Raw genomic sequence first — 12,166 nt, 5'->3', positions numbered from 1 at the left:
CAACCGTGCAGGCCGGCACGCCGGACGCGCGACGATTTCATGGGAGAAAGCAATGACCGGGACCCAATATGCAACGCCGCCTTTCGCGCCGCAACAGCAGGACGCCGTGCCGGGCCGTACCGCGCCGATGACTCCGCAGTCCGATCATGGCGAAGAGAGTTATGTCGGACACAACCGGCTCGCAGGCAAGGCGGCGATCATCACGGGCGGCGACAGCGGTATTGGGCGCGCCGTGGCGATTGCCTTCGCCCGCGAAGGGGCGGACGTGCTGATCTCTAGAAAAAGGCGGGTCGCCGTGCGGTGCTGATGCCGGGTGATATCAGGGACACCGCGCAATGCAACGGGATCGTCGAGCGCGCAATGGCAGAGTTCGGACGGATCGACATCGTCGTGAACAACGCGGCCTATCAGATGACCTACGATTCGCTCGACGAGATCACCGATGAAGAATGGAACAAGACGTTCGATACGAATATCGGCGCGATGTTCAGGATCGTGCGCGCGGCCGTCGAGCATATGAGACCTGGCAGCTCGATCATCAACACGACATCGATCAATGCGGATAAGCCCAATCCCGGGCTGCTCGCGTACGCGACAACAAAAGGTGCAATCCAGAACTTTACGGGTGGTCTTGCGCAATGCTCGCCAGGCACGGCATTCGCGTCAACTGCGTTGCGCCCGGACCTATCTGGACGCCGCTTATCCCTTCGACGATGCCAAAAGAAAAGGTTGAAAACTTTGGCAAGCAGGTGCCGATGGAGCGGCCGGGGCAGCCCGTCGAACTCGCACCTGCCTATGTGATGTTGGCGACGCACGAGGCGAGCTACGTGTCAGGGGCGACCATAGGCGTGACGGGTGGCGCGCCGATTCTCTAGGCGGGTGAAGCGCGCCTGGCGGCATGATGACCGGCCTTCGCGCCTGCGCGCGCTCGAAGTCTGTTTTCCTATCGACGAATGGACACAACCATCTAGCTAGGGCGCGGACATGGAAAGCCTATATTCAGGGCGACAGCGCCCGAATGGTGAAGTTGATGCACAGGTAAGACTTCTCACCCTGCTCGTGGCTTTACATTTGCTCGTGTTTTCTGAGTCACGGACGTGGTTGTCGCCCGCACAGTCCGTAGGTGTCATGCGACCATCCGACGTGCGTGCGAAGCCGCGCTGCTGCCCGATTGACCGTCGGCACAGGCCGCCACCCTTAGGCATCGGGTCGCGCGGGCTGCCGCGTCGCCGCAGTCACGGCACCAACCGGCGAACTCAACTCCAGGTTGTCCGGCGTGCCTCGCATACGCGGGACTCGACGTGTCGGGCACGCTCGCGAGCGGATCTGTGGGCCCGTTGCCGTTACCGTGTGTCGTTTCATGAGTCATGACACCTCCCCGTCGTGAACTGAGTTCGTGTTTGATGGTTACCCTGCATGATGGCATTTGGCGTGCCTGATTCTTGCTACTGGTTTACCGAGACCGTCCGTGCCCGTCAGCCGCGGGGCCGGGACCCGGCGGCCGCCGTGCGGCAACGCGCGGAACTGCACTGCCGCATGCGCGCATCAAGGAGCCAACATGAAGGAGCGAGCGACCGTCATCTGCCGACGCGACGACACGGTTCTATTCGTGCGACACCGCATCCGTTGGACGCTGCCTGGCGGCATTGTCCGCGCGAACGAAAGTCCACGGCAGTGCGCGCATCGCGAGCTTGAGGAGGAGACTTCGCTGGTCGCCGTGTCGTCGGCCTATCTTTGGCAATTCGTCGGCTTCAACAAGCGCCATCACGTATTCATCGTGGAGATTGCAGACGGTGCGGACCCGCAGCCTCGAAACGAAATACGGACTTGCAGATGGTTCGTTCCACGCGACATCGAAACGCTGCTTGTAAGTGTGCCGACGAGATCAATTCTGGAACTGGTGTCGGGCCGTCGCGGCTACGCCGCGCTATGGACGAATCAACGAGCGCGGAAAGCTGAATCACACGATCGGCATCTGCCATGGGAATGACGGGCAGCGGGCCGGTGTCTTCGTCACTGTGCGGCCGGACGATGTTTCTCCGGCTGCGTGCAGGAAGGAGGCAGAGGTTGCACGACCTGATTGGAAAAGTTACGCGAAGCGACCGCAAACCCGGGCGTTGTGCAGCAGGCGTACGCGGTGGCTTTGCATACACGCGCGCCTATGCGGTGCGCGATCAACCCAGGAGGAAGGATGGCGATGACGCGCGAAGAATTCGAGCAAAAGATCGGAACCGTATTACGTGCTCACGGCGCGGGTGTGACAGCTGATCTGACCGACGAACTGCTCGCTTACTGGAACGGGCATGCGGTCGCCTATGTGCTGATTTGCGCGGAGCCGCCCGATGCCTGCTATGAAGAATTTTCCATGGACGACGCGCAGTGGGCAAACTGGCGGTCGTGGCTCGAGGCATGGATAGAGGCGCCGACGTTTAGCGTGCGCCCGGAAGTGCACAACTGGCTGTCGGAGGAACCGCCTGCCGAACCTGGAGAGTAGAAGCGGGGCGTTGCGCATCCCCCGTCTACCGGCGAGTGGTCGTACGAGATCAGGTTCGACGGCTACTTGTTGATGGCGCGGATCGTCTTCGAAACATGCTGCGCCGGTCCGGGCGGCCTGCAGGATGAAGCTGGAAGGTGTCCCGGCAGGGAATTCGTGGTGGCCGGGCGCAGCGCGCGTCGCTAGTCTGGACGGTCGTCGATCTCTGCCGCAAGGACGTGAAGCAATGCGTGCGTGACCCAGGCTTGCGCGCCGAGTTCAGCCAGGATCAGGTCCGCTTGCTCCTGACCGAGGGGCTCGAAGCTGATCGTGATGCGCTCAAATTCACCGTGTCGCACACAGCCCGTACTGGCGCCCCGCACATTCGCGCCCGCGGCCGTCAGCAGGCGCCACAGCGCGATCACATGCATCTCGCCGCACGCTGTCTGGACCGTGACACCGCCCACACGTCCACTGCTCTGCAGATAACGGGTCATCGTCATCACCGGCGAGCGTCTCATGTCGATCGGTGAAGTTTAACGCCATACCGTTTGCCTGTTAAGCGAGCGACGGTCTGCTCTTCCTCAAGGGCCGGCAGGCGAGTGCAGGGCACCCGCCTGCGCCTGCCGGAAGATCTTCTCCGCCATATCAACCCGCGGGTGTCCCCGCTAACCATGTCGAGCGGGATATCACGACTGTGCGTATCGGCCTCGTTGAGGCAGCGTATCCCCTCTGGCCGAAGAACCACCGGACTCTTCGAAAGGCGGCTGATGTTTGAAGCCCGCGCTGCCCGAAACGATTGCGATAATTGCGCCAACAATGAGTGCGGCAAACGAGTACCAACTCGCCCGCGCGACACCACGAGCCGCCTGGTCCGCTGCCTGACGGGCCTGAGCTTGCGCATCAGGACTCGATGCGAATGACGCCGCCGATTCGACGGCCGCCTGGACCTGCTGTCTTGCGGAGTCGATCGACGGATTTCCTGCATCTGTCCGGTTCGCGGCCGTGGCGCCGACTTGCGCGCCCGTCGCTGCCACGCTGCCGACTGTGCTGACGGCACCCGTGACAATGGCGGTCATGCCGTAGACGACCAGCAGCGTCATGACGGCCCACGCGAGAAGCCCGTGGAGCCATCCGAGCACCGGGGCGCATCGTCCCGCGAAATAGGACCCGACAAAGACGGCGAGCACCGTCGTCAGGATCATCCAGACACCGGAGCCGAATCCGAAGCCTTCGAGTGGATGCGGTTTTGACATCGGCGTAAGCAGCGACGCTCCGATTGCCGTCCCGAGTACGCTCATGACCAGATACACGATCATCGACAGAATGACGCCTGCGATGACGGTGCCCCAGGACAGTCTTGGCAGACCATCGCGCGTGCTGAGCAGTTTCATGATTACCCCCTTGGCGTGCCACGCGCGGTGGCCGGTCGGACACCGCGCGGCGCTTTGTTTGCGCAAACGCCATGCCGTTGCGCCGTTCATTTCAGCAGATGCAGGGATGTCACATTCAGACGACAGAGAATTCGCGTCTGTCATGCACGTCCGCCGTGATCACGCTCCGTGCTCTGGACCGCGCGGCTCGTTTTCCCCGCCGGGTTGCAGGTCTGGGTCGACATGATCGTGTTCAGGGGTGTACGGCCCCTGTTCAGGATGATCCTTTCCTTTCGGAACCAGCGTTTCATCCATGTTGCCGTGCGGCTTCTGTGTGACGGTCCCATCGGGGGCGACGCTCACGTCGCCGTCATCCGTTTGCCGTCTGCGGCGATCCGCGCGCTCGACGGGATCAGCGGCTTCCTCGATTTGTTGGCCGGGTCGACGCGCGTCCGACGGGTTGTGATGAGCGGGCGCGTCTTGCGAAGTGGGCGGGTTGTCGGGAAAAACTGGCACGATAGACTCCTGTGGAGGTGGTGGCAGGTATGACACCGCATTGGGCGTTCCACGGCGAGCCGTCGCCTGGCGCTCATAGGACTACCGCCTGAGCCGCCTACCAGCCAGCGGAGGCGGCCGGTTTCCGCTTCGGTTTCGTGTCGTGTGCGGGCGCTTTCCCGTACCTGCGCATGTAATGCTTCAGCGCGGGCGTCGCGCTGCAACCATGCGCGAACACCGATATGGCTATGGTCGCGAGAATCGCGGGTGCGAGAGGACGGACGGCGCTGCGGCTGTGTTCGAGAGCAAACAGAAGGTAGTAGAACGCGCCCACTCCGCGAATGCCCATCCATGCCGTCATGATCCGCTGCTGGCGGTCGAAGCTCGACCCATAGAGCGACAGTGCAGTGCCAATTGGCCGCGCGACCAGAAGCAGGAACAGCGCTGGCCAGATCGCATGCCAGTCGAGCAGCTCTCGCCAGTGCGCGGAAACGACGCTGCCGACCAGCAGCATCAGTCCGAGTTCGACGATACGTTCAATTTCCACCGCGAACGCCATCATCGATTCGGCCATGTACGCGTGTGCCAGTTCGGGACTGGTGGCGGCCTCCCGTTTCTGGCCGCGCTCGACATCGGCGAGTGCCTCAGAGGGCATCTGCTCGCGAGTTGCGTCCAGTTCTTCGTGGCGCAGCGCGACGCCAGCGGCGAACACGGCGACGAAGGCGTAGGTGTGCGCCATCAACGCTGCGCCATAGCAAAGCGCCATCAGACCGATGGCGAGAAACCCTTCGAGTCCAACCGCCTGGCCAAAGCGCGTCCTCAGACGGGTCACGATCCTGACCATGCCGATACCACACGCCCAGCCTATCGCCGCTGCGCCAGACAGCCCCCACGCCACGGCCAGCAGGAAAGTCGCGGGCCGGTCGCTGCCCAGGCTCGGCCAGCCGCAGAGAGCGAGGCCGATCAGCGCAACCGGATAGGCCGACCCGTCGTTGCACCCGCCTTCGCCGGACAGCGCGAAGCGCAGCGGTTCGTCATCGCCGGCTTCCCTGACGCGCAGTTCATTCGCAAGCACGGGATCCGTCGGTGCGAGCGCCGCCGCAAGTACGAGCGCCGGCCCAAGGGCGAGGCCGCCCCACAGCAGGCCGGCGCCAGCAACGAGGGCGACGGTGGCAAGCATCGCCGGAAAGCCGAGGCGCAGGGGAAGTCGCCACAATGGATCGCGTAGCGGGAGACGCAGGTGCATGCCGATCGCCATCAGCGAGACGACAAGACCCGTCTCACCCACCACTCTCAACGAGCGCACGTCGCTGTCGAGCGAGACGGGCAGCAGGTTCGCGCACGCCGGTCCAATCAGGAAGCCGACCACCAGGTAGACCATCGCGCCACTGAGCGGCAGGCGGGCAACGAGCCCGCGGCCGAGCGCCATCGCGACGAGAAGCGCGCCAACGAGGAGGAACCAGAGCGCTTCCATCGGCATCTCCGAAAGGGAACGACTGTCGTCGGACTGACCGGCCGTCGCCCGCAGCGGCACGACGGGCGCAAAGTTCGGGATGCGCTATCTATCCCAGATACGGCAGGACGTCACAGACGGGGCGTTATATCAAGGAGCAGGCGACAGCAGCGCTCCAGATCAGCAGTTGCATGCACAACAGGGAAATATTTAACCGTCTCATGATGGCGCTCAGGGTGGATTGACGATGGGAAAAGCAATCGCCATACCGCAGCGGTCCTGACCAGGCGGCATTACACGCGCGTGCATTATTTGCAATCCAAAGTAAAGATCCCGCATCAAGATGTGCCGCATTCATTGCACAGCCCGTGGCACGGCGCATGCGAAACCAGTCGCGCAGGTTGAACCCTTGCGTTCCTGCGCGCAGTCACGCCAGAGCCACCGCTCTGAGACCGGTTCGATGGCATCCCGCACCCGCCTGCGTTCGTCTTCGGTCCGCACAGCCAGTCATGCCCAGTCATTCCAGATGCGACGTCCTTTCGCCCACCAGGGGCGTGAAGTACGTCGTGGCAGGTCCCGTCACATCTATTGGAGAAATGCCATGTTCCATCACAACAAAAGACTGCAATACACCGTACGCGTCGCGGCGCCCAACCCGGGGCTGGCCAACCTGCTGCTCGAGCAGTTCGGCGGGCGGTGTCAGGTTGGTTGGCAGACAACGGTAGAATGAAGCGATGAACAAGACGAAATCGCTTTATCACGGCCACCGCTTCCCTGCAGTCGTCATCAGTTGCGCGGTGCGCTGGTATTTCCGGTTTAACCTGAGCCTGCGCGACATTGAGGAGTTGTTGCTTGAGCGTGGCGTCGTGGTCACGTACGAGACGGTCCGCTGCTGGTGCGACAAGTTCGGCGCGGGATTCGCCCGTTGCGCCAGGTCGGTGCGGCGGAAGCCGGGCAGCACCTGGCACCTTGACGAGATGTTCGTGACACTGCGCGGCGAGCCGTATCTGTTGTGGCGTGCGGTCGATCAACATGGCGCCGAGCTTGACGTGCTGGTACAAAAGCGCCGCGACAAGGCCGCGGCAAAGCGCTTCTTCCGGCGGGTGCTGCGACCGAACCCGGCGCCGCGCAAGATCGTTACCGATCAACTGCGCAGTTATCCGGCGGCAAAGGCTGAAATTCCTGAACTCGCTCGGGTAAAGCACGTCTTCGTCAAAGCGACTGCTCGCGTGAACAACCGCGCCGAGAATAGCCACCAGCCAACCCGCAGGCGCGAACGCCAGATGTGCGGCTTTCGCGACGCGCGTCGCACGCAGGCGTTTCTCTCATGCTTTGGCCTGATCCGGCAGCACTTCGCGTTGCCCAGACATCAGATGAACGCGGCATGTCATCGCGCCATACTAAAAGAACGCCTCGCCACATGGCATGACTGGGCTGTCGTAACCGCAGTCGAACGAGTTATCTGATAAGGATACCTATTCTTTATTCGGACACGTAGCCTGCGCTCCTCAACTTGACAGTGCCCTCAGTATCTGTTCTTGTGTGCCAAAGCAACGCTGCGGGGGCTCAAAACAAAAACGCCACCTTTCGGTGGCGCCTCGTTCGGGCAGAAAGACTTTCGGACCGGTTACGATTCCGAGTCCGCAGTTCGTCGCGTCCGCACTCGCACCGTCGCGCGATACGTCTCACGAGCCTTCTTTTCCGTCAGTGCGCCGTTCTCCGCCGCCGCCTCGGTACGTTGGAGGATCACGGCAACCCCGCGCTTCTGCAGCGCTATCACCTTCGGGCGAAGCTTGCTAGATGCGTTCAAAGCCATAAAAACCTCCTTCATCTGATGCGGGCCGGGTCACGCAGCGAAATGATGCTCCCATTTCGCCGCGTTCGAATTTCCTAGCAAGCCTATTATATAGTGCGTCCAGTTTGCCCGTCTGCGGCATGTAGAAGTATTGCGACGTCGCCGGATAGGCGTCGGCGTGGGCTACCAGCGCCATTCCCAAAGCCTCGCTGAACTGCCAGATCATCGCCGGATCGGGTAACGGCCATTCTGACGGGTAAAACATGGTCTCACGATCGGCTTCGGCCCTGAAAAACTTCACGAGTCTTGACGCCGGCGCTGGCACGAATCCACCATTCCACGCGACCGCGGTGTCACGAAGAAACTGCTCGTCGTGTCCCGCGTACGTCATCACGTCGGCAAAAAAAACGAGGTGCCGAGTTCCGTCGAAATCGATCCCGCTGGCCTCAATCGTCTGGTCAACCTGAAGCGGACCCGCGACTCGCAACGTGCCTGGACCGCCCGTGCCTGGCGGGAAAAGCGCTGCTAAAAGCCTGTCGCTCACATATTCAATCATTGCCCGAAATCCTCCACTTACACCCGGTCATTTTCGCATTGCAAGGCGAAAGTCAAGGCAATCCGGCGACTTCACAGGCTGTTGCTTTTGCGCAACCTTTTGATATGATCGTTGCGGATACATTGACGACGAGACGCGCACTCAGCGCGCCGTAATGGTCCTCTACCCGAGACGCCCGGTGCAGCGTCTGCAGTCCGAGGTTCACGACGCCGACAAAATCCTTTCAAAGGAGGGCATCGTGTTTTTCAGTTTTTCGGTCCCATCGTTTCCAAATCAGGACGGCGCTACTCCGCAGCTGTGGTTGACGTCGTCGGCGATCGCTCTGGCGTCAGCATCCGAATCTATACCGACGCAAAGCGCCGCACTGCAGTGAACGTCACGACTTTACTGCGTGTGGATGTGCGTTCTGCCGACTATGACGCCGATCCCACACCGGCCGTCGACCATCTGCTCAACGCCGTGCTTGATGAGCTCGCTAATGTGCGCTTCAGCCTGAAACGCGGCGGGTCTGCCCGCTGGCCGATGATAGCGTTCGATCGACCGAAGAAGTACCGTTGGTCTGGCTGGACTAATCGCAGCCGTCGCATCGCCAGAGCGCACGCGGCGGCTGCCGCGCGCGTTCCGATCTAAAACACATAATAGCACGATCGTGCGATAATTGTTATTATGTACAGCGGTTAGGTTACCTATGAATGTTGCCTCGATAGGCAGTGCGACTTCTCGCGGGCGCGCTATTCATGGACGTCTACTCAAGGGTATCGACGTTGCCGTGGCGTGCCGGTCTAAGCGACATGCCGATCAACGTCACCCTCTCCGCCGACGAGCCTAAGGGACTGCTGGCTGTGCGCGAGGAGCACGCTGCGCTTCAGCGACAATGCGGCGATCCGGGTAGCACACAGTCGCGTCGGCAGAAGGAGCCTCACGTGATTCACAACCGGTTCAACGAAACGCATTCGGTATACCACGTGATCGACTACGCAGTACTTGATGCGCTAGTCAGTGAGTTTTAGAGACCTTTGGATGTTTGCGACTACGCTGTCCCATTGCTGTTTTTCCGATTCGGGATAGCGCATCAAGAGTGTTACTCCGACGTCTGATCCAAGCAATTTATAACGATAGACTACGTCTCCATTCCCCGAACTCTGAAGACATGAAACGATAATCCGTCCCGGTTTCACCACGTGATAAGGGGGCGGTGATTTGGCGCACGAAACTATCCAGGCGTCGTATAGACTTTGTGTTGACTCGGCAGTTATTGAATCGCTCGTCAATATCTGTATGAACGCATTGCCGTGAACAGAGCGTGCCTCAATTCCATCGTGACCACTGTGGTCGGAGATTTTCTTGAATGTGAATTCGTTAGCCGGATAGGAGAAGGTGTATTTTGGGTCGGAGAAGGTCTGATAACCGGCTTGCGGCGCGCTCCGCCCGCTGGTGTCGGCGGCCGATGAGGCGCTCCCGGCCTGCGGCGGGTCAGCGCGCCGCAGCACCCAGTTAGTGGCCGTATCCTCGATCTGCGTGCTCTTGCGCAGACCGGTCATGAAGCGGCCATCGATCGAGAGTTCCATGTCGGCCCGTTCCTGCTGGGTTCCCGAGGGCAGCACGCCGATTGCGATTTCCACGTCGCGTCCGTGAAGGTCGATCTTGCGGTAAGTGGGATCTTTCTCCGGCGGCTCGATGCGCGCCATGTCGAAACCGCCGCTCGAGTCCGACACCACCTTGTAGAGCGCGCCCTCGTCGTCGCGCCAAAAGCCGCTCAGGTCGGCCGGAGCCGTTGGATCCGCCGGACGCGAGGCGACCGGCGGCGGGGAGGGGGCCGCGCCGGTCGAAGCGTTGCTGGCCGTGCTGGTGATGGCAGTTGTGGATAGGGACGGTGTGGACAGCGGACGCCAGAGGAAGAAGCCGATGCCTGCTGCGGCGATGGCCAGTGCGGCCAGCGCTGTGCCCACGAGGCGTCCCGGCACGCGGCGCCACAGTGAGCGGCGCAGCTTGCGTCCGAGGATCGCGACGATCTGCGATACGTCGTAGCTCCAACGAGTGTCGCTGATCTCGCTCGCCTGACGCCGCGCAAGCGCGCGGATGTCCTCGGGCAGGTCGGCCTCGTCCGGCATGTTCGCGCCGTCGACCAGTACAGGCAGGACCAGAATGCCGCGCCGCAGCGCGATGGCCGTTTCCTGGCGTACCCAGTCGTCGGGTTGGTCAAGCCGGCGCCGACCGTTGTGGCCGGTGCAGGTCAACCACTGGCGTCCGATGAGGATGATCATCGCGTCGACCGACTCCACGGCGCGCTGCAGAGCGTCCGCGAAATCTTCGCCACGCTGGATGCCACCCTCGATGTCCATGAACACGTGGTCGGCGCCGAAGTGCTGGCTCAGGCGATCGAAGAGCCGCCCCGCGTAGGCCTTACTGTCGATGCGCCGGTAGCTGATGAAGATCGCGGGCACGTCGGTCCCTCGCTTGTTCTCTTGTGCGTCGCCCGGGCCGCAGCGCCTTGGCGACTCGGCCGCGAACGCGCGGGGGCGGCGGATGCCGCGCGCCTACACATCGAGCACACCGTGCGTATGGACAGCAGCAGCGCACTCGCGACATGAAGTGTCGTTTGCGCTAATTTCCAATCGGATTTTGAACTCAGAGCCCTGTAACGCATAGGTCCTCGCATGAAGGATAGGAACTCCAACGCCACTTCCGCCAGTGTGCCGTGCGCTGACGTGCTTTGACAGCATTCGTGATTCGGGAATTGTGTGCGACGGCTCCCAAAACCTCGCCCGAATCGCATTGCGAGTTGGATATGATTTGCGCGAGTGGCGCTCGTGCAACGAGAACGAGGGCGGGTCAGGAGGCGTTGGAGAGGGTAATCGCGAAGACTGACACGGGCGTCGTATAAGGCGCGAACATATGTGAAACGAAGCCAGCGCACGCCCTTCCAGGGTCCGCATGGATACCGCCGCGCACCAGGCAGCAGATGCGATGCAAATTAAGCCGCTGCGTCCTTCAGCTTTTTAAGCGCACGTGCCTTGATCCGAACCGTTGCCGGTTTCGCGTCGAACCAGCGCTCTTCGCCGGTAAAGGGATCGTTGCCGAAACGGCGCTTCTTCGCCGGGACCCTGCTGAACACTGATCTTCAGAAGACCCGACAGCGTGAACTCGTCAGCACCTTTCTTGTGGATCGACCCGAGCATGGTGTCTTCCAGTGCGGCGAGAACCGCCTTTGCGGCTTTCGGCTCCACGCACAGCACCATCGCCTTCAGCGGCGGATCCATGTAGAGGCCGACAATATCGCGAACCTTGTCGACGAACAGTGGATCGCTCGATAATTTGAACGTCTCCTGCCGATGTGGCTGCAAGCCGAACGCGCGCCAGACTGACGCTTCTTGCGGCTATATGCGTGACAGGGTTTAATGACGCCTTCATCATGGTGAAACGGTTCCGACCGTAAATCCATCCCCCTCGTTTCTTTTGCTCTACGCCACACGTCTATGCGTCGTATCGTTGTTCGCAACTCGCCCGTTCATGGCCGCGGCGTTTTCGCGCTGGTCGATCTCCAGCCCGGCACGTACCTTCTCGAATATAAAGGCGCACTTGTCTCGTGGAAGAAGGCGCAACAGGCCTACGCTCTTTCCGGCGCCGAAGACGGCCACACGTTTTTCTTCGCGCTGGATGACGCGCGGGTGATCGATGGTGCCCGGGGAGGCAATTCCGCCCGGTGGCTCAATCACAGTTGTGCGCCGAACTGCGAGGCTGAACAGGACAATGACCGGGTATTCATCCGGACGACCCGTCCCATCGGAAAGGGCGCGGAACTGTTCATTGACTATCAGCTTCAGGTTGAAGGTCGCCGGACTGCTGCGATCACCCGAAGGCACGCGTGCCATTGTCGGGTAGCCGGCTGTCGAGGCACCATGCTCGCCGACTGAGTGGCAACGGGAGGTACACGGTCGGAGAACGGACAGCCTCTTCCTGTTGAAAGGTGATCGATGTGCTGGAGTGGGATCATCCCCGCGAGAGTTCGTGGGCGCCGCGC

Annotated in this window: 13 protein-coding genes and 4 pseudogenes; 8 read left to right on the top strand and 9 right to left on the bottom strand. The window is 61.5% G+C overall.

The features are described from left to right. The first annotated feature begins 52 nt into the window (after positions 1–52). The 3 genes and pseudogenes from SB822_RS28555 to SB822_RS28545 all read left to right on the top strand — a co-directional run bounded on the left by SB822_RS28555 (position 53) and on the right by SB822_RS28545 (position 2,494). A pseudogene (locus SB822_RS28555) lies at positions 53–875 on the top strand (SDR family oxidoreductase). A gap of 683 nt (positions 876–1,558) precedes the next feature. Continuing rightward, complete coding sequence (locus tag SB822_RS28550; protein WP_410856136.1) at positions 1,559–1,990, top strand: NUDIX hydrolase; 432 nt, start codon at positions 1,559–1,561, stop codon at positions 1,988–1,990. Positions 1,991–2,191: 201 nt separating this feature from the next. After that, a complete protein-coding gene (locus tag SB822_RS28545) occupies positions 2,192–2,494 on the top strand; it encodes a hypothetical protein (protein ID WP_410856135.1) in 303 nt (100 codons plus the stop codon). A 182-nt stretch (positions 2,495–2,676) separates the two neighbouring features. On the opposite strand, the gene SB822_RS28540 is transcribed toward SB822_RS28545, so the two are convergent. The 4 genes from SB822_RS28540 to SB822_RS28525 all read right to left on the bottom strand — a co-directional run bounded on the left by SB822_RS28540 (position 2,677) and on the right by SB822_RS28525 (position 5,821). Continuing rightward, a complete protein-coding gene (locus SB822_RS28540) occupies positions 2,677–2,970 on the bottom strand; it encodes a hypothetical protein (RefSeq protein WP_410856134.1) in 294 nt (97 codons plus the stop codon). A gap of 192 nt (positions 2,971–3,162) precedes the next feature. Further along, complete coding sequence (locus tag SB822_RS28535; RefSeq protein WP_410856133.1) at positions 3,163–3,867, bottom strand: hypothetical protein; 705 nt, start codon at positions 3,865–3,867, stop codon at positions 3,163–3,165. 159 nt (positions 3,868–4,026) lie between these two features. Next, positions 4,027–4,362 carry a hypothetical protein gene (locus tag SB822_RS28530; RefSeq protein WP_410856132.1) on the bottom strand — a complete coding sequence of 112 codons (336 nt, stop codon included), beginning with the start codon at positions 4,360–4,362 and terminating at the stop codon, positions 4,027–4,029. A gap of 97 nt (positions 4,363–4,459) precedes the next feature. Next, positions 4,460–5,821, bottom strand: coding sequence for a cation:proton antiporter (locus SB822_RS28525; protein ID WP_410856213.1), 1,362 nt, complete (start codon positions 5,819–5,821; stop codon positions 4,460–4,462). 574 nt (positions 5,822–6,395) lie between these two features. Between SB822_RS28525 and SB822_RS28520 the strand changes: the two are divergent. Both SB822_RS28520 and SB822_RS28515 read left to right on the top strand, forming a co-directional pair. Then, positions 6,396–6,488 (top strand): annotated as a pseudogene (locus tag SB822_RS28520) (manganese catalase family protein); the annotation flags it as partial. A 40-nt stretch (positions 6,489–6,528) separates the two neighbouring features. Further along, a complete protein-coding gene (locus SB822_RS28515; protein ID WP_410856131.1) occupies positions 6,529–7,260 on the top strand; it encodes an IS6 family transposase in 732 nt (243 codons plus the stop codon). A gap of 161 nt (positions 7,261–7,421) precedes the next feature. Here SB822_RS28515 and SB822_RS28510 read toward each other — a convergent pair whose 3' ends face one another. Continuing rightward, entirely contained in the window at positions 7,422–7,610 is a 189-nt protein-coding gene (locus SB822_RS28510; protein WP_410856130.1) for a hypothetical protein, read from the bottom strand. Further along, on the bottom strand, positions 7,591–8,145 hold the full coding sequence (locus tag SB822_RS28505; protein ID WP_410856129.1) for a hypothetical protein: 555 nt from the start codon (positions 8,143–8,145) through the stop codon (positions 7,591–7,593). Before SB822_RS28505 ends, SB822_RS28510 begins: the two co-directional genes overlap by 20 nt. A 297-nt stretch (positions 8,146–8,442) precedes the next feature. Here SB822_RS28505 and SB822_RS28500 point away from each other — a divergent pair, with 297 nt between their 5' ends. Then, positions 8,443–8,775: a hypothetical protein gene (locus SB822_RS28500; protein WP_410856128.1), complete on the top strand. Its 333-nt coding sequence runs from the start codon at positions 8,443–8,445 to the stop codon at positions 8,773–8,775. Between the two features lie 80 nt (positions 8,776–8,855). After that, positions 8,856–9,155, top strand: coding sequence for a hypothetical protein (locus SB822_RS28495; RefSeq protein ID WP_410856127.1), 300 nt, complete (start codon positions 8,856–8,858; stop codon positions 9,153–9,155). Here SB822_RS28495 and SB822_RS28490 read toward each other — a convergent pair. From SB822_RS28490 to SB822_RS28480, 3 genes and pseudogenes are all read right to left on the bottom strand, one after another. Continuing rightward, positions 9,138–10,589 (bottom strand): toll/interleukin-1 receptor domain-containing protein, encoded by a 1,452-nt coding sequence (locus SB822_RS28490; RefSeq protein ID WP_410856126.1) that lies wholly within the window; start codon positions 10,587–10,589, stop codon positions 9,138–9,140. The genes SB822_RS28495 and SB822_RS28490 overlap by 18 nt on opposite strands. A gap of 530 nt (positions 10,590–11,119) precedes the next feature. Next, positions 11,120–11,372 (bottom strand): annotated as a pseudogene (locus SB822_RS28485) (HU family DNA-binding protein); the annotation flags it as partial. Then, a pseudogene (locus SB822_RS28480) lies at positions 11,361–11,507 on the bottom strand (IS630 family transposase); the annotation flags it as partial. The pseudogenes SB822_RS28485 and SB822_RS28480, both read right to left, overlap by 12 nt. Before the next feature lie 114 nt (positions 11,508–11,621). Between SB822_RS28480 and SB822_RS28475 the strand changes: the two are divergent. Beyond that, positions 11,622–12,059, top strand: coding sequence for an SET domain-containing protein (locus tag SB822_RS28475; RefSeq protein WP_410856125.1), 438 nt, complete (start codon positions 11,622–11,624; stop codon positions 12,057–12,059). Positions 12,060–12,166 lie beyond the last annotated feature (107 nt).

This window comes from Paraburkholderia sp. SIMBA_054, assembly GCF_046534875.1.
Taxonomy (GTDB): Bacteria; Pseudomonadota; Gammaproteobacteria; order Burkholderiales; family Burkholderiaceae; genus Paraburkholderia; species Paraburkholderia hospita.
Note: the sequence above shows the minus strand (reverse complement) of the source record. Positions and strands in the feature narration are given on the sequence as shown.